This window comes from Williamsia sp. 1135, assembly GCF_002095395.1.
Taxonomy (GTDB): domain Bacteria; phylum Actinomycetota; class Actinomycetes; order Mycobacteriales; family Mycobacteriaceae; genus Williamsia.
Window position 1 is genome coordinate 1 of the sequence record NZ_MJEI01000047.1, and the last position, 19,041, is coordinate 19,041.

Below are 19,041 nucleotides of genomic sequence, written 5' to 3' on the forward strand. Positions count from 1 at the left end.
TGAGGTTCCCCCCAGGTAGTGGACACCGAGCTAGCGGGATCAGCGGTTCCGCTGGGAGGATGTTCACATGTCGCGGAAGCGTCGGTCGTTCACGACCGAGTACAAGGTCGATGCTGCGCATCGAGTGATCGATTCTGGTCGATCCATCGCCGAGGTCGCACGAGACCTCGGCCTCAACGAAGGCCTGCTGGGGCGGTGGGTCGCTGATGAGCGCCGGCGCCTGGACGCAGCGCGGCGAGAGGGCGATGAGCCACTGACCGCAGTCGAGCGCGACGAGCTTGCCCGGCTACGCCGGCAGGTCGCCGATCAGGAGAAGGACATCGCATTCTTGAAAAAAGCGTCGGCGTACTTCGCGGCGAACCATCAACGGTAGAGAAGTACGCGTTGATGGCCACGGAGTGCGCCACCACAGCAATCAGTCGAATGGCCACCCTGCTGGGTGTGTCAGCCTCGGGTTACTATCGGCATCTAAAGTCAACCAGGGCAACAGAATTAGGGATACAGAGGCAGCGTCGGGAAGAGTTGGCTGTGCGAATCGCTTCGATCCACGAAGACTCCCACGGTGTCTACGGATCGCCGCGGATCACCGCTGAGCTACGCGCGCGGGGCGAGTTCGTCACCGAGAAGACCGTCGCCAAAATCATGGCCGAGCGGGGCCTAGCTGGTATCAGTCCGCGCACCTTCTCGCCGCCGACGACGATCGTCGATCCGTTCGCGACGTTCCCGCCGGATCTGGTCGACCGCGTCTTCGATCAGGGCCGCACCGACGCCGTGTGGACGTCGGACATCACATATCTGACTTGCGGTGGCGAAGACATGTATCTGTGCGTGATCAAGGATGAGCATTCGAAGCGGGCGTTGGGGTGGGCTGTGGCCGATCACATGCGCGCTGACTTGGTGACCGATGCGGTCGATATGGCTGCTCGTACCCGTCGCGGTCGAACCAAGGGCATCATCATGCACTCGGACAGGGGATCTCAGTACACATCGTCCTTGATGACGAATGCCTGCGGGAAGTACGGTCTGCTTCGGTCGATGGGTCGGACCGGGGTGTGCTGGGACAACGCCGGTGCCGAGAGCCTGTGGTCGACGTTCAAGCACGAGCACTACTACCGCCACAGCTACGTCTACAAGAGCGAACTGGTTGCTGCGGTTGACAATTGGTTCGACTACTACAACACTCGACGGAGGCACTCAACGATCGGGATGCTCAGTCCCATCGACTACGAGATGTCATTGACCGCGGACCTTCAGGCCGCGTAACCACCCTCCACTATCCGGGGGGAACCTCACGCGTTCTCCCCGGTCGTAGCTATCGCCACCGGTATTCAGTTGAGCATCTATGCCCGTCTCCAAGAGGGTGCGATCCTTGCTCCCACCGGAACGGTCATCGGCCTCGGTGTCCTCGTGGCCGTCACCCTCCGGACACGCGGTGTCGTAGCCACCAACGCGGCGTCGATGGTGTTCTGCTCAGCGATGGTGCCCGCACTCATCGCCTTCTGCCTCGCTGGCACCTTCGCGCTTGCAGGTCTCGTTCGATGACCACAGACCCGGTTACCCAGCCGAGGCGCGACGATGCGTTGACGAAGTCAGTCGGCATCATTGTCGGCACACTCATACTCCTGCTCGGGGTCGCCACCTACGGACTTCTGTTGTGCCTGTATGCATTCACATCGTTTATGCTGTTCTCGCAACGCTGGTCCCCACTGGGGTGGGCGATCCTCCGCGGTGCGCTGGTGGGTGTCGGATTCGCGGTAGGATATTTCATTCTGGAAGCTCTGCTCTGAGTCTGCGCAGGCTGTACCGGACGACCGCGATCGTTACCGCAAGAGCCGGAATGGTGATGTAGCTGGTAGCGACGAAGATCATTGTCCCCCAGAGGAAGAACCCGGCCAAGACTGCACTGACAAAGCTGGACGACGAAGCGTCGTAACCGTCGCCGAGCATTCCGATCACCATCGCGACGGTCACACTGACACTGCAGGTAAGATACGAGACTGGAATCGCCCACAGCAGAGACGACCCGAGCAGACCCCGAAAGCTCGGAGCAGCAACCGATCTCAGAACAATCTCGAGATTGCCTTCGTCCTCGAGCTCAGTCTCAACCACCTCTGCACCCGCCCCCAGCGCGTCATCCGAACCCCAATATTCCGAACCTCGCTGACTTATACAGAAGCGACAGTCCACGCCGGGACCATGGAGATCGCTGTCTCACCCTCGGAACCAGAAGGCGTCGGCGGGCGATTTACCCCGGGTGGACTGACAACCCTTCAACGATCTCCGCGGGGCGGCGACGACCGGGGCCCTTCGACCGGCGTGTTCCGAGCGGTACCGATGGGTACGTTGATCGCACCTCTAGTCGCGGGGCACTTCAGGGGTGTCCGCGGGTCCTGTGTTCACGCCCCCCTCGGCGACGGCGATGATCCGAGGATCAGTCGCTTTGCCGTTGGCGGTATTAGCGGCGATGACCATACGTGCCGCCGCCTGGCGCACTTCCAGAGGCCGTGCGCGCCGCGTCATTGCAGATTTCCTCGTTTTGCCCATGGTCATCTGTCCTCCTCATTGCCAGTATCCGTCCCTAACTCGCCGGTGTCACCACTTCCCGCGCCTGAGCAGGCATCAGAAACGTCCTGTCGCCGACGATCAGCCTGCCCAATTGACGTTGCGCTCAGCCGCGAGATTGATCGCCTCGAGCAACACCGGCAAGAACTGTTCGACTTCCTGCCGCCGATTACGGCACCGCTCGACCTCCACGGCGGACTGCTCGAGATCGATCCCCAGCTCCTCCATGGCGGTCCAGTCTTTGACCATCTCGGCGCAGATCCGTGCGTACCTCCGCAACATCGGCGCGTTGGCGCGATAGCGTCTCATCAGCGAGTCGGGCGTAGTCGCCGTCGGGTCATCCCGGTATCGCGCGATCATCTCGACCAGACCAATCGGCACCTCCCCCGACTGAGACTCCGGCCGGTCAAGCACCTCAGGATGGAACTGCTCGACGATGTCGACGGCACCATCGGCGCAGAACTCCAACCACTCAGTCAGCGCCTCCAACAGGTTCTCCGGATGGAACACTGCAGCTTCCATCGCCCGCACAGCAAACACGTGTCCTTTGGTCACGACAATCGAGACCTCGGGCCATCGCGATGAGTGTTCTGCGACAACGGCACCCAGCAGATCCATGTCCGGAGTCCCGTGACTCAGAATCGTGCAGAACTCGAGCCGCAACGCCTGCGGCGACACCAGTACTTTGGTCACGAAGTCATCGGCCGTTTGGAAACGAATCGCTTTGTCATAGATTTCGAGTGGCTCACCGCAATCCTCCGACAACACCTGGCAGGCCAGTTCCAGCAAGTGGTCCGGGTCGCGAGGCATCACGCCGTCCCCAATCGGATTTCCCTCCATGCCGGTCGATGCGGGGCCGGACGGGTCATGGACCGTCAACACATACGGGTACGCGATCTCCCACACGTACCGCAGCGATCGAATCACGAGAGCGACGAGTTCGGGGATGCCGCGCTTGCCCACCTCGTACACGAACTTTCCGCCACGCAGCTCGCGCCACCCGAGCCCGGCGACGGCTGCTCGCTGCACCCGAACCACCTGCCGCTGTTCGCGCTGACCCCACCCGATGAACGCTGCGCCGTCGATCGTGCACCGGACTCGACCGGAGCTGGTCTGACTGAAGCTCAGCAGCCGCTGGTACTCCGACGGCGTGTCGGTGCGGGCGATCTCGACGAACTCCTCGCGCTTGAGGGTCGCCAACCGCCCTTCCAGTCGCTGGGCCAGCGCGCCCCACTCCAGCTCCGCACACGCGTCGAAGTCGATGTTGTCGTCGAACTCGAATTCCCCCACAATGCCCTCCCCAGTGCATCGATGATCAATGAGGGAGACAGTAGAACGCACCTACGACAACGCTGCCCCGCCCGGTTCGCCACACTGGACCAATGACCGCGCTCGCCGACACCGTCCTACCTCTCATCCGGACCCGCGCCGACCTGCACTGGCGGTCGAAGACCACCGCCCACGGCGACCAGATGTTCGGGCCCGTCGGCATCCTGGCCGCCGCCGCAGAGACCGACCCGGAAGACGTTTTCGCAGTCACCCAGAAGGCGATTGCCTCCTCGCTGAAGCTGATCATGCGGGCCGACGACTCCGACGGGATCATGGGCGACGCGATTCGCGCCTTGCTCGACATACATGCTGACACCGCTGCGCCGGCCGGCGTCTCCCCCACCACCTTGGTGACATGGATGATCAAGTTCCAGTTCGAGAACGAGTGTGACTTTTTCACCATCGACCCGGCGGATTACGCACCCGCGCTTGGTGACAAGGGAATTGCCCGATACCGCGAGCAGCTAGGGGAGATCAGAGACAACCTCGGTCCGGTCTCGGAATTCAATCACGACAAGTCTGCGTTGGAGTACAACGATCAGCGCCTCGCCATCCTGGATCGCGACGTCGACGCCATCATCCGCACCCATTGCCTCAACCCGGAGAACGCAGCTTGGCTGCACGACACTGCGCGCGCCTTGGCGGAGATCGGTGAGTACGACCTCGCGATCGACTGGGCCCATCGGGCGACGTACTTCGGCCTCAGCTTTCAGTCCGAGACAGCTGCCAACACCTGGTGCGAACTACTGGCCGCGCACCGCCCCGATGACCTGCTCGCTGCCCGTACCGACGTCTTCCGCCGGTGGCCTTCGGCGAAGACTGCGGCAAAGCTTCACGCCGACGCCGGCAACGACTGGCCGACGGTGCGCGACGACGTGACCGCAGTCCTCGCCGCCAGTCCAGCAGACGCCGTGTCGTTCACCCTCGACGTCATCGGGGATCTACGCGCGGCGTGGGAACAGGCCCATGAGCTGCCTCTGACCGACATTGACGTTTGGCTCGACCTCATCAAGAAGTACGAAAAGATCGACCGGCTGGCTGTGCTCACGCCTCTGCGAGAGATCGTCGACGCTGAACTCGAGCAAGCCAACGCCCGGTTCTACAAGACCGTCGCGCGGCGTGTCAAACACATGCGCACGCTCGCTCGCGGGTCCGACCAGGCAGCCGACGTCGATGCCTTCATAGCCGAACTCCGCAAGCGCCACAATCGACGCAAACGCCTGCTGGCCGAGTTCGACCGCGCAGGTCTGCCCTGACCGAAGCACCTCCCTCTGTGCGCCTCGGCTTTGGGTTGTCGATCGGGTCGACTACTGCTCGACCTCGGACACACCGAGCAACTCCCGAATGTCGTCGGCTCCGATCGCACTGCCGAACATTTCACCTTCATCCATCACCGCGGTGAAGAGTTCGCGTTTACGATCTTGCAGGGCAACGACTTTCTCTTCGATGGTCCCTGCGGACACCAGCCGGTACACCGTGACGGGACGGGTCTGACCGATGCGGTGGGTACGGTCGACGGCCTGCGCTTCTGCGGCCGGATTCCACCACGGGTCGCACACGAAGCAGTAGTCGGCCTCGGTCAGGTTCAGGCCAAAGCCGCCGGCCTTTAGGCTGATCAGGAACACCTTGACGCCACCGTCGGTGAACTCCTTGATGGCAGTGGCCCGTTGCCGCGCCGACAGCGATCCGTCGAGGTAGCTGTACGGGATCCCTGCCGCGTCCAGATGTGCGCGAATGATCGCCAGGAATCCGGTGAACTGGCTGAATACAAGTGCGCTGTGGCCTTCAGCGATCAGTTCCGGCAGTTGTTCGATCAAGAAGTCGATCTTCGCCGACGGCAGGTTCAGCTTCGACTGGTCGACGAGCCCGGCGTGCAGACTCAGTTGGCGCAGCATGGTCAGCGACCGGAAGATCTCGAAGCGGTTCTTTTCCCAGTCGCCGAGGAGCCCCAGCACCTTCTGCCGTTCGCGCGCCAACCTGGTGTCGTAGATCTTCTGATGTTTGGTGGCCAACACCACCGGAACCACTTGTTCTTGCTTCGGCGGCAGGTCGCCTGCGACCTGGTCCTTCGTGCGGCGCAGCATCATCGGCTTGATCCGGCGCCGCAGAGTTGCCAGCCGCTCCGGCTCCGTGCCGCTCTCGATCGGTTTGCGGAAGTAGTCGGTGAACTGTTGTGGCCGGGCGAACAATCCGGGCGCGGTGATCGACAACAGTGACCACAGCTCCATGAGATTGTTCTCCATCGGCGTACCGGTGATCGCCAGCTTGAACGGCGCCGCCAACCGTCGCGCACACTGGTGGGCTTTGGCATTGTGGTTCTTGACGAACTGCGCTTCATCCAGGATCAGCCCGGCCCAGTCGACCGCATCGAACACGTCGAAGTCGATGCGCAACAACGTGTACGACGTGATCACGATGTCGGATCCGGAGATCCGCTTGCTGAGGGGCCGCCCGCTTTTGGCTTCGGTTGCCGTCACGGTAACCGCAGTCAGTTCCGGAGTGAACTTCTCACATTCGGCCGCCCAGTTGGCGATGACGCTCGTCGGTGCGACCACCAGGAACGGCGCGTGCATTTCACCGCTCTGCCAGATCTTCCCGATCAAGGCGAGCGTCTGCAGGGTCTTTCCCAGGCCCATGTCGTCGGCGAGCACTCCGCCCAGTCCGTTGTCCCACAGGAAGGTCAGCCAGTTGAAGCCCTCTTGTTGATAGTCCCGCAGGTCCGCACGCAACATCTCCGGCAGCGCGGCGTCATGAGGTGGCCGGGCGCTGCGCAGCCGGGTGAGCTTGTCCTGCCACGCCCGAGTCTGCTCGTCCACCACACCGAGTGCCAGCAACTCTTCCCACAGGGTGACGTTGTAGGAGCTCGCCTTGGCCTGACCTGACTCGATCTCACCGAGCGCACGCCCTTCCTCGAGCAACTCGACGAGACGGACCAACTCCGGCGCGTCCAGTGGAAAGTACGTCCCCGACGGCAACAGCATGTGACTTGCACCGACGGTCAGCTCGCGGATGAGGTCGGCGAGTGGGACCTGTTCGCCTTCGACGGTTGCGGTGATCTGCAGGTCGAACCAGTCGTTGCCGTCCCGATCGGCATCAGGAGCTGAAAACGACAGCTGCGGAGCCGCTTCCGACTTCCGGTAGGCATCTGAGTTCTCGGTGAGCTCGATGAGGAGGTCGTCTCGGCCGGCCAACTCCGGGACGACCTCGACATAAAAGCGGGCGGCTTCCACCGGCGACAGGGACACTCCGGCAAGCAGCGTGCGCACCGACGCAGCGGCCACCGCTGCGTCGTTCGAGTCCGCCGAGCGCAACGCCTCGAGTTCACGAATCGAGTCTGCGTCGATGGAGATCGACATCGTCACGCCGAGCCTGCCGACGGCTTGTCGCTGCCAGGAGTCGGACGATCCGGCAACGTTCCTGAGAACGTCGAGATGTTGTTTCCACAGAACATCTTCCGCGTCACCATTACGGTGGCCGGTACCCAGCCTGCGGCTGTTGGGATCGAAGTCTTGGTGCTGATCATTGACCACATACCGGACGGTCCAGGACACCCGTGCGCCGTCGTCGTTCGTCGTCACGCTGAGCACCGCCACGGGACCACTGATCTCCGGCGGCGCGAAGAGACCGTCGGCCACCTGCACCGGCATCGATGACCGCAAAACAGGGAGCACTTCGGCCGAAAACCTGGCGGCATCGGCCGCAGGTATCTCGACCACCTGTGCGGTACGCGCAAGATCCAGCAGGCTCTTCGGCGGACTGGGCCGGAAGGGTGCCAACGTGAGCACTCGTTCATCAATCCGGTAGACACCGTGTTGTTTCGGCGACCCCGCCAGGTAGACGCTGGCGAGATCCCACGCCTGGCCGTCGACAGTCAAGTCGACCTCAGCACGTGCCGTACCCTCCTGGTCGCCCGGCACGACCTTCATACCCATGTGCGCCGATTGGCCGATGTCCACCTGATCCACAGGTGAGGAGCGGTCGAGAACCAACGGGACGCCCGCCGCCACCACTGAGTCGAGTCCTGCCCACACCGACTCGCTCGCGGAGTACAACGCGAGCTTCTCCGGTGGTGAATATCCGTAGGAGGCGCGGCCCCGCGTCCACGCTTCGAGCAGTGACTGCAGTGAGCTGTAATGCTCGGCGTTGAAGTCTTGCCGATAGTCGGGGTTCTGCAGGTTTCGCCATGAGATGCCGGAGCGAATCCAGGTCCCCTTCTTCCCCACTGTCATCGGCCGAAACGAGACGGACAGGTCATTGCCGTACCTCGACTTTTCGTGACTCGCCACGACCAGCAGCGCCAGAGACCTACCCGTCGACGTCGGGGTCGACTCGGCGAGAATTGGCGCCAACAACGCTTCCCACGACTGCTTTGCCTGCGGTACAGCCGGATTGCCTTCTTCGACCGTCGCAAACGTCAGCAGCAGTGCGACAGCATGTTTGCAGTAGATGTTCACTGGGCAGGAGCAAATTGCGGTCTCGATCTCCCAGTGCGGTCCGATGGTCGAGAACGCAACCTCGGTGGCATACGTCTCGCCGGTTGACCCTGCGCATGACCCGTACAGGATGTATTCGCCGAACTCCTTATCTTCATCCCAGTTCAGGTCGAGAACCATCCCGGACCTGGCGTACTCGTGTCCACGCACCACGCTGCCGTGATCAAAGATCGGCGTCAGACGATGCGGCGTGAGGGTGCTGGGCCAGCTGGTTGACACCGGTGCAGCCTATCTGCTGGGTCTGGCCGGGCACGCTGCGCCAGCGTCGGCGTCGGCAGACACACGCAAGCTGGTTCACGACGACAGCACGGTCCGCGTCGCGCAACCTTTAACCCGCGACACATCTATTAAGGTTTGGTACCCTATACCTTAATACAAAGTCTTTCCAGTTAAAGGATGCTTGCCATGGCGCACCTGGACACTTCGGTATGGGAAGCCGACCTCGCGTCGAACCTGAGCCGTCGCGACAGGCGAGGTGGGCCGTACGAGGCCTACGTTCCCGACACCGTCGCGTCGCGGCCTGTGGTCATACCTCCCGATCTCGCACAACGCGCCGCGAACACTGAACGTGCGATCCGCGCTCTGGCGTCCCGACCTGGCGCAGCAGGGCTGAGTGGGATTGCCCGCTTCTTGCTCCGGTCGGAGGCCATCGCCAGTTCGATGATCGAAGGTATCGCGCCCTCCCCTGCTCAGGTCGCAATCGCAGAACTCTCACACAACGAGGACATCAGGGGCTTCAGCGACCAGGCCGCGCTCGTGGCCAACAACATCATGGTGCTCCACCGGGCGACCCAAGAGATGGTCTCGGCCCGAGAACTGAGCACTGCCGACATCGTCTCTCTGCATGCCGCGCTTTTACCGAACGAACAGCAGCACCGGGGCTTACGGACCGTGCAGAACTGGATCGGAGGTTCGAATTGGCACCCCCTCGACGCCGACTTCGTTCCACCGCCGCACGACGAGGTGCCTCGACTCATGACGGACTTGGCGGTCTACCTCAACGGCGCTACGCATGGCCCGCTGATCCAAGCCGGACTCGCACACGCCCAGTTCGAAACGATTCACCCGTTCACCGACGGAAACGGGCGGGTGGGACGCGCTCTCATCCATACGGTCATGTCACGTGGCGGCCTCGCCCCTGACGCCATTCTGCCGATCAGCATGGTGTTGTCGACGCTGAGCAACGACTACGTTCGAGGGCTGAGCGCGTACCGCTACATCGGCGATGCTCTGTCTGATGAGGCCGCCGACGGTACCGCGACATGGCTGACTGTGTTCATCGACGCGGCGGCCGTCGCGGTTGACCAAGCGCTCGGCGTGTCGTCGGACATTGCTGCATTGCAAGAAGAATGGGCTCTCCAGCTGCGCAATCACCGCGTCGCTGCGGGATTGCGTGCCGAACCCCGAGCCAATTCCGCCTCGTCGCGCTTGCTCGAGCTACTCCCGGAAGCCCCTGTACTGACTGCCAAAACAGTCCAGCGCATGCTCGAGGTCTCCTTTCCTTCAGCACGAGCAGCCCTGGAAGAACTTTCTGACGGCGGTATCCTCTCCCGCAAGAGTCTCGAGCGCGGCACCACGGGCTACCTGGCTCGCGATGTTCTCGACCTCATCGGCCTCGCCGAACGCCGTTTGGCCAGTACACGATTCGACACCCGCGTATCGAAGCCGGTGAGGGCCGCGCCTGCGTTGCCGTCCTGAACCGGGATTGGTAATACCGACGTGCAGCGCGGCCAGCCTGTCGGACCCCTGGTTTACCTTGATCTCATCCCACAGATCGGAGTTCCCATGGCCGTCGCGACCGAAGTAGACACCCTCGTCTTCTCATTCCCCGAAGTGCACGTCGACGCCGTATTGAACGTCAGGTTCCATCGCACGCTTCGCGTCCCCGACGACGAGACCACCTACGGCCTGCCGCCCAGCCTCGGCGCCTTTGCGCTGCGCGGTGCCGAGAACCCGGGCGAGGTACTGGTACCGATGTGGCAGTCCGAAGCGATGTGGATCAGCTTCCGCGCACCGACGAACTATCCGTTTCTGTTGAAGATCGGAGTGGGCGGGTTGAACGCGATCACCGGCGAGCCGTACACCGCGAAGCCGGACTTCGACACTGAGGACTACGTCGAGACAGCCGAACAGCCCTGGCTCGACGGGTTCCGGGTCGACGACACCACGGTGCGCCAGTTCGTGGCGATGCCTTTAGTGGCAGGGTATTCCGTGGCTGAGCAGTTGACCGGCTCCGACACCGGAGCCGTCACCTTCTCCGTGATTCCGCTGAAGGGCGACGTGTGGGAGCAACGGCCAAAGGCCCTGCAGATGGATTTCAAAATCTGCGCATGCCCAGCGCCGGATGCCGCGATGGGACTGGGTGCCGGCGGCACTATCACCCAGTCAATCGCGACTCCCATCGAACCGCGCGAGAACTGGTCAGACGCTGCGCCTACCGAGGCAAGCGTCCGGATCGTCAACTCTTCAGCGTGGCAGTCGATCACCGACGAGCCCCCGCACCACCAGCCTCTCACCATCGAGGACTACATGGGTCGCGGATACCCTTGGTTCGAGTGGTACGACGACTCACTTGCACGACAGGGTGATTCGCCGTTCGCGGGCGTGCAAACAGTCAAGCAGGTCGGCGAGGACAACGGCGAGGATGTCTTGCCCGACAACACCAGCTTCACTCCGCCGACGACGATCGTTGTCGGCGGGGCCTGAAGGTTGCTTCTAGCGCCCGCGAAGTCGGACACGTCATGAGGCTGGTGGTGTGAGAACCTCAACAGCGCAACGAATCCCGGGTGCCCGAGCCAAGCTGACATCGGCCGTCAGCAACGGCACATCCAAGAGCTCCGCCAAAGCAACGTAGGCAGCGTCGTACGTCGTCAGGTTTTCGTGAAGTTGCCAACACCGACCTAGAAGCGGTCTGTGATCAGATCGCTCAAATGGGAGATCGATCAGGTCGGCAACGGCACTTGCGGCGCGTTGTTGGCTCATTCGCCCCGTCCGAACGGACCGCCGGAGCACGGACATCACCTCGAGATCGACGATTTGGGGCGCGACCAGCTTGTCCCGCACCAGCCGCGACCGTACGTGCCGCCCGTCCTCACTGTCCTCCGCCAGAGCCGTAATCAGCACGCTCGCGTCTACTACGATCACGACCGTCGGTCGCGCTCTTCGCGTACAAGCGCGGCTGACTCCACGAGACTCACAGACCCGCCACTTCGTTGATCGACACGCTCGAAGACCTCCTGAACCGTCGGTCGCGACGCCTCTTCGATCAAGTGTCTGAGGAGATACTCCTGCAGCGACTGATGTGCGGCACCGGCCCGCCGCCGCAAGACGGCGTGGACATGGTCGGGAACATCCTTGATCTGCACGCTTGGCATGGCGCCATTATGGCGCCATCGGCACAGAAACGCAACCGACGACACCGTATGCCTCGACGGGAAGCAGGCCTGCCACCCGAGGCCTGCAAGGGGACCTCGGACTATGCCGAGGTCGTCAAAGCGCTGGCCGATCCAAGCCATCCCCAGCACAGACGCCTGGATCCACGTTCGGCGACTTCGATCCACATCAAGCCGCGCTTGTCCACGTCGATCGCGGCCGACGCGAGAAACGACTCAGCTCGGCCGCTCGCAAGTCTCGGTTCCCCGTGCTGCGCGGAGCGCTCGGGATCGAGAACGATAAAGATCGGTGACCGATTCGGAAGATCTAGTCGGCAGTTGCTACGAGTCGAGGCCCGCACCTACTCACCCGCTCGCCGTCTGCGACGAATAGTTACCGCTGCCCACCACACCGCGCCGACCGCGACAACGCTGCCAACTGCGACCAATGCCACCGGGATTGCATCCTTGCTTTCGGTGCTACCAGTGATTCCGACATCCGGAGCCCAACCTGCCGGGGGTTGGGGTGGCCCGTACTCCCGTTCGAGGACTGCCCGCGTATCCGCCTGTCCGGTCGGGCCGAGACACAGGTTGCTTCCCCACGCAGCGTCAACGTCGTCGGGGGTGGACACGAAGAGCAGGTACTCGCCTCCCACCTCGTAGCTCACACCGCAACTTGGACCCTGCGATGGAGTGCCGACCGTGGTGACGTTTCCAACCTCGCCCTTGAAAACCTCGGACACCTCGAACTCGTAGATGTCGTTCATACCGGCTGTCACCTTGTCCTTGGCTCGCGCTGTGAAGACAGCATCCGCGCGTGACGCGGCTTCTTCTGCGGTGAAGCCGACGCAACTGCAGGCACAGGCCGTGCCGGCCATCGCAACCGACACCGTCATCGCAACGAACAGGCCACACAGGGCGACAGCGATGAGCCGGGCACGAGACCACATCGAGCGGCTACGAAGCATCTTCGATCCACCAGTCATGGTGTCAGCCAATCACCCGGTCAGGCCCCGCGAGGGCAACCCGACAGATTGCCGCTGAGCCGGCCACACCTCATCTGCCTCGCGCCTCCGCAGCCCTCTGGCGCAATTGGTAACCGATCAGTTACCATTCATCCGTGAGCGTCTTCGAGGCCATTGCCGACCCGGTGCGGCGTCGCATCTTGCTCACGCTGGTCGACGGTCCCACGCGGGTGGTCGACCTCTGCTCCAATCTGTCCGAAACGCAACCCATCTCGCGGCCGGCGGTCAGCCGCCACCTCCGGGTGCTCGCAGAAGCGGGATTGGTCATCGCCGAGGACAAAGGGCGCGAACGGCACTATCGCCTGGAAGCGCAGCCCATCGACGAGGTTCGCCGATTCATCTCGGACCTGACGGCAGGTGCAGACACCAGCAACCGCCGCCCGCCGATACCGGAATCAGCCCTCGACGCACTCGACACCGAAGTTCGCCGCACCGTCCGGCAACGACGCCACGCGTCGGCCCCACACACGTCCACCACCGAACACGAGGAGACTGCATGACCACCACACCAACCGGCCTGTTCAGCCGGCGCGACGAGGGCGACGCGGTGTCGTTCGTCCGCACCTTCCGCGCCCCGATCGACGACGTGTGGGCAGCCGTCACCGAATCCGACCGACTGGCACGCTGGATCGGCTTCTTCACGGGCGACCCCGAGCAGGGTTACGTCGAATTCACCATGAATGCAGAGGGCGACGACGTAGCGCCCGCGCGCTACAACATTCGCCGCTGCGAACCGCCTCGAATCCTGCAGGTGCACACGACCGACGACTTCGGAACCTGGGATCTGATCGTCGAATTGGTGGAAGCCGACGGCGTCACGACGCTGACGCTGAGCCAAATAATCGACGACCCAACGACCATCGAGAACACCGGACCCGGCTGGGAGTACTACCTCGATCGCCTGGTCGCCGCACTGACCGACGCCGATCCGGCTGCCATCGACTTCGACGACTACTACCCGGCCCAGCAGGAGTATTACCTGGCCATTCAGGAGAAGCTGACCGGCGGGAAGTAGCAACCGGCGCTCAGTCCAGTCCGGGTGCGGTGCGGACATGCGCGCGCTCGCCCTGCTTGCCGACGAGGCTGAGAAACTCGACGGGCCCTGAGCTCGTTGCCCCGAACCAGTGCGGGGTGCGGGTGTCGAACTCGGCGGCCTCGCCGGGTTCGAGGATGAGATCGAGTTCGCCGAGTACCAGTCGGAGCCTGCCGTTGAGAACGAAGGCCCAGTCGAAACCTTCGTGCGTGCGCAGAACCGGCGTGGTGTCGTCGCGCCCGGCAGGGAGGACGAACTTGTAGGCCTGGATACCTCCGGGCCTCCGGCTCAGTGGCACGACGGTGGAGCCATCTTTGGTGGGCAGCGGACGCATGTTGATGCGCGGGTCTCCGGTCGGCGGCGCATCGACGAGCTCGTCCAAGGTGATGCCGTACGCGCGGGCCAGAGGCAACAACTGTTCGAGAGTAGGACGCCGCAAACCCGCTTCGAGCCTCGACAACGTGCTCGTCGAGATCCCCGTCTCCCCGGCAAGATCGATCAACGTGATGTCGCGTCGCTGCCGCAGTTGCTTGAGTCGCGGGCCTACTGCGTCGAGGGTGCGGTCCGTCAATTCACGTGCGCGTTCGGTGTCCATGGGTCCAGTTTGCCATTTGGCAACATTGTTTGCGTTTCCGAGCGAGTCTGGCCAGTGTCGAAGAACAGGGCGCCGGCGCCCCTGCCACAGACCAACGCGAAGGACCCGGAATGACGCACTCGTTCGACAAGAACTACTGGGACGACATCTGGCAGGGCGATCGAGCCGTAGCGATGGCCGCCAGCGAGCCCAACCCTCACCTCGTGCGCGAAATCGCCGACCTGACACCGGGTACCGCCCTCGAAGCGGGTTGCGGCGCCGGCACCGAGGCGATCTGGCTAGCGAGCCGTGGCTGGCAGGTCACCGCTGCGGACATTGCCGCCGACGCCCTGGCTCGCGCCTCCGAACGCGCCGCCGCGAGTGAGGTCTCCGGTCAGGTGCACTGGGTCGAGGCCGACCTGTCCACGTGGGCGCCCGAGACCCATTTCGACCTCGTCACAACCCATTACGCCCATCCCGCAATGCCTCAACTCGAGTTCTACGACCGTATTGCCTCGTGGGTCGCCCCCGGTGGCACGCTGTTCATCGTCGGCCACCTCCATCACGACAACCACGGAGCAGAAGACGAACACGGCCACGGGCACGGGCACGGGCATCCGCCGGCCGAGGCCTCGGCGACAGCGGCGAGCATCACCGCACGCCTGGATCCGACCGCCTGGGAGGTCGCGACGGCCAGCGAGTCACACCGCACCATGACCGGACCCGATGGCCGCGAGACCCCGATCCACGATGTCGTCGTGAAGGCCATCCGGAGGGCCTGAGCGCACTCCGCCCGCTCGGAGCACCAACCAAACGGAGTCTGCGTCGACTCGGCAAGACCGCCGATCCGACCGCACGTCGTCCGACACGATCGAAGACCTCCTCCCGACTGTCGGACGCGTCGCTTTCTCAAACGAATGTCCGAGCTGGCGAGTACTATGCATTTCGTAGGTTCCAAGCCTACTTAATGCGTACTGGAGGTGAAGTGTGGACGCGCCGCGTGCAACTGCCCTGCCGACCGCGCTCACTCGGCTACCACTGCGGACAATACGACCCCAGGACGCCGCAAAGACGTACGCGCATCCTCGGCCGGAACTAGCGAGGTTGGTCGACCGCGGAGTCGTTCATCGCACTGCGCGTGGCTACTACGTCGCCGTCCCACCGGAACATCAAGGCCGGACGTGGCTACCTGAGCTCGAGGCAGTAGCCGCAGGGATTGCCAGCGCGATCTACGGTCCAGACAACGCGATCTTGATGGGAGTCAGCGCTGCTCGAGTGCTCGGCGCGTTACCTAGAGCACTCGCAACTGCAGTCGTGGCTGTACCAAAGCAGCACCGACCAATCGAGTTGACCGATCGGGCGGCGTCTGTTCGATTCGTCAAACGGGATACCAATGCCCTTGACGCCGAGAGGACGACCACCCCATTGGGGCCTGCCCTCGTAACCTCACCGGAGCAGACCATCCTCGACCTCGCTCGCAGGCCTGCACTCGGTGACGTAGAGGTTGACGTGCACGCTGCGGTAGCCGCCCTTTATCCGCGTGCTGACCACGACAGACTTGCCAAGTTGGCTCGTTCGCAGCGGCTCGTGGCGGCCTTACGTCGCGCCGAGCGCTGGATCGGGGTCGCGAGATGAATCCTGATGAACGCGATGCCGTAGCTGCACAGTTCGGAGTAGCACTCGAACAGTCGGCGAATATCTCTTCACCACACCACCCGCTGAGGGGTCCTGGCAGGCACAACTTGCCGGTCAAACACGCTTGGACGTCTCCGCTGCTGATGCACTGGAACGAGTCCGCGATGCGTGGGCGGTCGCGAGCGCCTGAGCGATTCGGTACGCCACAACAGGCACTTTGCTCAGCGAACTTTGCCGTGCTCGCGTTGTTTCCCGAGCGGAGCGAAGTTCCGTGAGCAAAGTGCGGTAGGTCCGGTCAATTCGACGAACAGGGTCGGCACCTGCACCCCCGGCGCACACCGCACGAACGCGGGGTTGCTCAGGCAGTCGTTGCCGGCAACCTGAAGCACCGGTTCTTCTCTCGCGCCATTGACGCTCCCTATCGCCACTCGTTGATGGCCTCAGCTCCGCGAAACTTACATCGAAGTCCCAACCGGCACCCACCAGCGGGGCACGGTCGATTCGATCTGGCCCGGCGGGGAGGAAACCTTCGATGCATGTCACCTGCTCGCCTACGCCTCATATCGACTGCTTGAACACCGGCCGGCTGCACGCGTCTCAGGAGTCCCACAAATGATGTCAACGGCCAGTTTGATGTCCCCACTGGTGGCCAGGTAAAAGTCCCCGCCCTGTGTGGGCAATTCAGGTTGTGGTGGGGCCCTCCGTTCGGTGTTTCATGCGGTAGGAGTCGCCGTCGGTGACGACGATCGTGGCGTGGTGCAGCAGCCGGTCGAGGATGCTGGCGGCCGTGGTGTGCTCGGGCAGAAACCGGCCCCAGTCTTCGAACGGCCAGTGCGAGGCGATCGCCAGGGATCGGCGTTCGTAGGCGCCGGCGACGAGCCGGAACAGCAGTTGGGTGCCGGTGTCGTCGAGCGGTGCGAATCCGACTTCGTCGATGATGAGCAGATCCTGGCGGAGCAGTCCTTCGATGGTTTTGCCGACGGTGTTGTCGGCCAGCCCGCGGTAGAGCGTTTCGACGAGGTCGGCAGCGGTGAAGTACCGGACTTTGTGCCCGGAGTGCACAGCAGCGATCCCCAGCCCGATCAGGGTGTGAGATTTACCTGTACCCGCGGGGCCGATGATCGCTAAGTTATGTTGTGCTCGTATCCATTCCAGCGACGACAGGTAGTCGAACACCTTCGGCTGGATCGAGGATGCCGCCACGTCGAAGGACTCCAACGTCTTGGCGACTGGAAACGCCGCGGCCTTGAGACGATTGCGGATGTTGGAGGCATCGCGGGCAGCGATCTCCGTCTCGACCAGGGTCCGCACCACCTCCTCAGGAGTCCAGCGTTGGGTCTTGGCGGTCAGCAGGACTTCGGGTGCGGTGCGGCGGATCGCCGCCAGTTTCAACCGCCGCAGGGCAAGGTCCAGATCGGCGGGCAGCTCTGGGATAGACTGTGGTGCAGCTGGTTTAGGTGTCTTGGCGGTCGTCATGAGGAGGCCTCGCTATCGGTGGCCGGGGTGTGTTTGTAGGCCTGCAGCGATCTGGTCGGCGCCGAGGGAAGGTCCACTATCAGGGCGTCACCGGGTGGTCGTGGGGTGGGTGCTGCGGCGCCGGTGGCCAGGATGGAACGCACATCAGCGGCCCGGAACCGTTTGAACGCCACCGCCCGGGTCAGCGCTTCGAGTAGCAGGGTGTCGCTGTAGGCCGCGCCCAACGCCAGCAGTGCATCCAACTCCGAGCTCAGGCGGGTATTGCCGATCGCGGCGGCACCGATGAGGAACTGCTCAGCGGGTTCGCCGAGTGCGCAGAACCGTTTCTCCACAGCAGTTTTCGGTCTGGGTCCGCGGTCCGGGGCCGGGCGTGGGCCGCCGTAGTGCTCATCGAGGATAATCGCTTCACCCGGTGCAGCGAGCTGGTGATCGGCGACCACCTCACCGGATTTCGGTTCGATGATCAGCAACCGGCCCGCATCCTGCACCAGGGTCACGGTCGTTCCGATCAGCCGGGTGGGCACCGAGTAGCGGGCCGAAGCGTACCGGATACATGAGAGTCGGTCGACTTTGCGGGTCACCGGCGGCGGACCGACCTGCATCCGCAGAGACGGCAACTGCCCCAACACTTCCCGCTCAGCCTCGAGTCGCTCGTTCGGGATGGCGAAGGTATCCGAGTGCTGCCGGGAATTGACCTCCACGCACCACACGTGGGCGGCCGTGTTGGCCTGATGCACATCCAGGACCACGTCGTCGCGGCCGGCCGCGACCTTGGCCTCAGTCCACAGCGGTATGGCCAAATCCGACTGAACGTAGTCGCACAGGCGCTCGACGATGCCTTTGGATTCAGGGTCTGAGGCGTGACAGAAGTCCGGTGCGAAGCCGTAGTGGGCAGCGAACCGGACGTACTGCGGGGTGGGGATCATCACGTTCGCCACGACACCGCCTTTGAGGCAACCCATCCGGTCGGCCAGGACCCGCTTGGGAACTCCACCAATCTCCTCGAGGGCGTGGGCTATGAACGTCAACGTGGTCGTTGCGGTTTCGTTGGTCGCGAAGGCAACGAACCGCCACCGCGAGAACGCGAGCACCGCGCAGAACACATGGATGCCGCCGACGACGGCCCAATCGATGACCAGGTAGTCACCCGGCGCCCACACCGCGGGACGGCGTCCACGGTGATGATCTCTGCGCCACTGCGCTTTTGACTGTGCGACCAAACGTCGGAAGTTGCGGTCCGATCCGTCGTAACCGGCGGTCCGGGCGACCGGCAGGAGTCGTTTGGCCGTGATCTTGCCGTGCGATCTCTTGACGCGTTCATCGACCAGGGCGGTGACTGCGTCGTAGTTGCGGGAGCGCTCAACGCGCTCGGGAGGGTCTTGGTCGCCGGCCTCGAACCGGTCGACGACACGTTTGACGGTCTTGTGGGTGGTGCCGCACAGCTCGGCGGCTCCTCGGTAGCTTCCGACTTCGCGGTAAGCAGAAATGATGTCCATACGGTCCTTCGCAGACTTCAATGGAACTCCCAGGCGGTGATGGTGTG

General features: G+C 63.3%; 21 protein-coding genes. 11 read left to right on the plus strand and 10 right to left on the minus strand.

What is annotated here, in order from left to right:
- The first annotated feature begins 67 nt into the window (after window positions 1-67).
- The 4 genes from BFL43_RS01535 (at window position 68) to BFL43_RS01550 (ending at window position 1,787) form a co-directional block, all read left to right on the plus strand.
- A complete protein-coding gene (locus tag BFL43_RS01535) occupies window positions 68-373 on the plus strand; it encodes a transposase (protein WP_084889730.1) in 306 nt (101 codons plus the stop codon).
- Window positions 325-1,263, plus strand: coding sequence for an IS3 family transposase (locus BFL43_RS01540; RefSeq protein ID WP_143695004.1), 939 nt, complete (start codon window positions 325-327; stop codon window positions 1,261-1,263). Before BFL43_RS01535 ends, BFL43_RS01540 begins: the two co-directional genes overlap by 49 nt.
- 69 nt (window positions 1,264-1,332) lie before the next feature.
- The gene (locus BFL43_RS01545; protein ID WP_084890111.1) at window positions 1,333-1,542 is read left to right on the plus strand and encodes a hypothetical protein; all 210 of its coding nucleotides are present in this window, start codon (window positions 1,333-1,335) and stop codon (window positions 1,540-1,542) included.
- Complete coding sequence (locus BFL43_RS01550) at window positions 1,539-1,787, plus strand: hypothetical protein (RefSeq protein WP_084890113.1); 249 nt, start codon at window positions 1,539-1,541, stop codon at window positions 1,785-1,787. The genes BFL43_RS01545 and BFL43_RS01550 overlap by 4 nt, the downstream gene beginning before the upstream one ends.
- On the opposite strand, the gene BFL43_RS01555 is transcribed toward BFL43_RS01550, so the two are convergent.
- From BFL43_RS01555 to BFL43_RS01560, 3 genes are all read right to left on the minus strand, one after another.
- The gene (locus tag BFL43_RS01555) at window positions 1,765-2,109 is read right to left on the minus strand and encodes a hypothetical protein (protein WP_084890116.1); all 345 of its coding nucleotides are present in this window, start codon (window positions 2,107-2,109) and stop codon (window positions 1,765-1,767) included. The two genes, BFL43_RS01550 and BFL43_RS01555, sit on opposite strands and share 23 nt — an antisense overlap.
- Before the next feature lie 246 nt (window positions 2,110-2,355).
- Window positions 2,356-2,520 (minus strand): hypothetical protein, encoded by a 165-nt coding sequence (locus tag BFL43_RS28785; protein ID WP_168176504.1) that lies wholly within the window; start codon window positions 2,518-2,520, stop codon window positions 2,356-2,358.
- A gap of 123 nt (window positions 2,521-2,643) precedes the next feature.
- A complete protein-coding gene (locus tag BFL43_RS01560) occupies window positions 2,644-3,852 on the minus strand; it encodes a hypothetical protein (protein ID WP_084890118.1) in 1,209 nt (402 codons plus the stop codon).
- Between the two features lie 92 nt (window positions 3,853-3,944).
- Here BFL43_RS01560 and BFL43_RS01565 point away from each other — a divergent pair, with 92 nt between their 5' ends.
- On the plus strand, window positions 3,945-5,147 hold the full coding sequence (locus BFL43_RS01565) for a DUF6880 family protein (RefSeq protein WP_240497991.1): 1,203 nt from the start codon (window positions 3,945-3,947) through the stop codon (window positions 5,145-5,147).
- Between the two features lie 51 nt (window positions 5,148-5,198).
- On the opposite strand, the gene BFL43_RS01570 is transcribed toward BFL43_RS01565, so the two are convergent.
- Window positions 5,199-8,603: a DEAD/DEAH box helicase gene (locus BFL43_RS01570; RefSeq protein ID WP_240497992.1), complete on the minus strand. Its 3,405-nt coding sequence runs from the start codon at window positions 8,601-8,603 to the stop codon at window positions 5,199-5,201.
- A 186-nt stretch (window positions 8,604-8,789) separates the two neighbouring features.
- Between BFL43_RS01570 and BFL43_RS01575 the strand changes: the two genes are divergently transcribed.
- Window positions 8,790-10,082: a Fic family protein gene (locus BFL43_RS01575; protein ID WP_084890120.1), complete on the plus strand. Its 1,293-nt coding sequence runs from the start codon at window positions 8,790-8,792 to the stop codon at window positions 10,080-10,082.
- Between the two features lie 87 nt (window positions 10,083-10,169).
- Window positions 10,170-11,090, plus strand: a complete 921-nt coding sequence (locus BFL43_RS01580; RefSeq protein ID WP_084890121.1) for a hypothetical protein — start codon at window positions 10,170-10,172, stop codon at window positions 11,088-11,090.
- A gap of 33 nt (window positions 11,091-11,123) precedes the next feature.
- Here BFL43_RS01580 and BFL43_RS01585 read toward each other — a convergent pair whose 3' ends face one another.
- From BFL43_RS01585 to BFL43_RS01600, 3 genes are all read right to left on the minus strand, one after another.
- Complete coding sequence (locus BFL43_RS01585; RefSeq protein WP_084890123.1) at window positions 11,124-11,528, minus strand: type II toxin-antitoxin system VapC family toxin; 405 nt, start codon at window positions 11,526-11,528, stop codon at window positions 11,124-11,126.
- Entirely contained in the window at window positions 11,525-11,758 is a 234-nt protein-coding gene (locus BFL43_RS01590; protein ID WP_084890126.1) for a hypothetical protein, read from the minus strand. The genes BFL43_RS01585 and BFL43_RS01590 overlap by 4 nt, the downstream gene beginning before the upstream one ends.
- A 359-nt stretch (window positions 11,759-12,117) precedes the next feature.
- Entirely contained in the window at window positions 12,118-12,741 is a 624-nt protein-coding gene (locus tag BFL43_RS01600; protein ID WP_143695015.1) for a hypothetical protein, read from the minus strand.
- Window positions 12,742-12,875: 134 nt separating this feature from the next.
- Here BFL43_RS01600 and BFL43_RS01605 point away from each other — a divergent pair, with 134 nt between their 5' ends.
- Window positions 12,876-13,280, plus strand: a complete 405-nt coding sequence (locus BFL43_RS01605) for a metalloregulator ArsR/SmtB family transcription factor (protein ID WP_143695016.1) — start codon at window positions 12,876-12,878, stop codon at window positions 13,278-13,280.
- Complete coding sequence (locus tag BFL43_RS01610) at window positions 13,277-13,795, plus strand: SRPBCC family protein (RefSeq protein WP_084890136.1); 519 nt, start codon at window positions 13,277-13,279, stop codon at window positions 13,793-13,795. The genes BFL43_RS01605 and BFL43_RS01610 overlap by 4 nt, the downstream gene beginning before the upstream one ends.
- A 10-nt stretch (window positions 13,796-13,805) precedes the next feature.
- Here the strand turns inward: BFL43_RS01610 and BFL43_RS01615 are convergent, their stop codons facing one another.
- The gene (locus tag BFL43_RS01615) at window positions 13,806-14,408 is read right to left on the minus strand and encodes an XRE family transcriptional regulator (RefSeq protein WP_084890138.1); all 603 of its coding nucleotides are present in this window, start codon (window positions 14,406-14,408) and stop codon (window positions 13,806-13,808) included.
- Window positions 14,409-14,518: 110 nt separating this feature from the next.
- On the opposite strand from BFL43_RS01615, the gene BFL43_RS01620 reads away from it, so the two are divergent.
- Window positions 14,519-15,169, plus strand: coding sequence for a class I SAM-dependent methyltransferase (locus BFL43_RS01620; RefSeq protein WP_084890140.1), 651 nt, complete (start codon window positions 14,519-14,521; stop codon window positions 15,167-15,169).
- A gap of 322 nt (window positions 15,170-15,491) precedes the next feature.
- A complete protein-coding gene (locus BFL43_RS01625) occupies window positions 15,492-16,022 on the plus strand; it encodes a type IV toxin-antitoxin system AbiEi family antitoxin (RefSeq protein ID WP_346425929.1) in 531 nt (176 codons plus the stop codon).
- 681 nt (window positions 16,023-16,703) lie between these two features.
- Here BFL43_RS01625 and istB read toward each other — a convergent pair.
- Together istB and istA are read right to left on the minus strand one after the other, a co-directional pair.
- A complete protein-coding gene (gene istB, locus BFL43_RS01635) occupies window positions 16,704-17,498 on the minus strand; it encodes an IS21-like element helper ATPase IstB (protein ID WP_084889715.1) in 795 nt (264 codons plus the stop codon).
- A complete protein-coding gene (gene istA, locus BFL43_RS01640) occupies window positions 17,495-19,015 on the minus strand; it encodes an IS21 family transposase (protein ID WP_143694986.1) in 1,521 nt (506 codons plus the stop codon). The genes istB and istA overlap by 4 nt, the downstream gene beginning before the upstream one ends.
- Window positions 19,016-19,041: the final 26 nt, after the last annotated feature.

What these genes read in the sequence shown, in the direction of transcription:
- BFL43_RS01590 (WP_084890126.1), bottom strand. Translation starts at nt 11,758, where the DNA reads ATGCCAAGCGTGCAGATCAAGGATGTTCCCGACCATGTCCACGCCGTC.
- BFL43_RS01600 (WP_143695015.1), bottom strand. Translation starts at nt 12,741, where the DNA reads ATGACTGGTGGATCGAAGATGCTTCGTAGCCGCTCGATGTGGTCTCGT.
- BFL43_RS01620 (WP_084890140.1), top strand. Translation starts at nt 14,519, where the DNA reads ATGACGCACTCGTTCGACAAGAACTACTGGGACGACATCTGGCAGGGC.
- BFL43_RS01565 (WP_240497991.1), top strand. Translation starts at nt 3,945, where the DNA reads ATGACCGCGCTCGCCGACACCGTCCTACCTCTCATCCGGACCCGCGCC.
- istB (WP_084889715.1), bottom strand. Translation starts at nt 17,498, where the DNA reads ATGACGACCGCCAAGACACCTAAACCAGCTGCACCACAGTCTATCCCA.
- BFL43_RS01535 (WP_084889730.1), top strand. Translation starts at nt 68, where the DNA reads ATGTCGCGGAAGCGTCGGTCGTTCACGACCGAGTACAAGGTCGATGCT.
- BFL43_RS01610 (WP_084890136.1), top strand. Translation starts at nt 13,277, where the DNA reads ATGACCACCACACCAACCGGCCTGTTCAGCCGGCGCGACGAGGGCGAC.
- BFL43_RS01575 (WP_084890120.1), top strand. Translation starts at nt 8,790, where the DNA reads ATGGCGCACCTGGACACTTCGGTATGGGAAGCCGACCTCGCGTCGAAC.
- BFL43_RS01550 (WP_084890113.1), top strand. Translation starts at nt 1,539, where the DNA reads ATGACCACAGACCCGGTTACCCAGCCGAGGCGCGACGATGCGTTGACG.
- BFL43_RS01580 (WP_084890121.1), top strand. Translation starts at nt 10,170, where the DNA reads ATGGCCGTCGCGACCGAAGTAGACACCCTCGTCTTCTCATTCCCCGAA.
- BFL43_RS01615 (WP_084890138.1), bottom strand. Translation starts at nt 14,408, where the DNA reads ATGGACACCGAACGCGCACGTGAATTGACGGACCGCACCCTCGACGCA.
- BFL43_RS28785 (WP_168176504.1), bottom strand. Translation starts at nt 2,520, where the DNA reads ATGACGCGGCGCGCACGGCCTCTGGAAGTGCGCCAGGCGGCGGCACGT.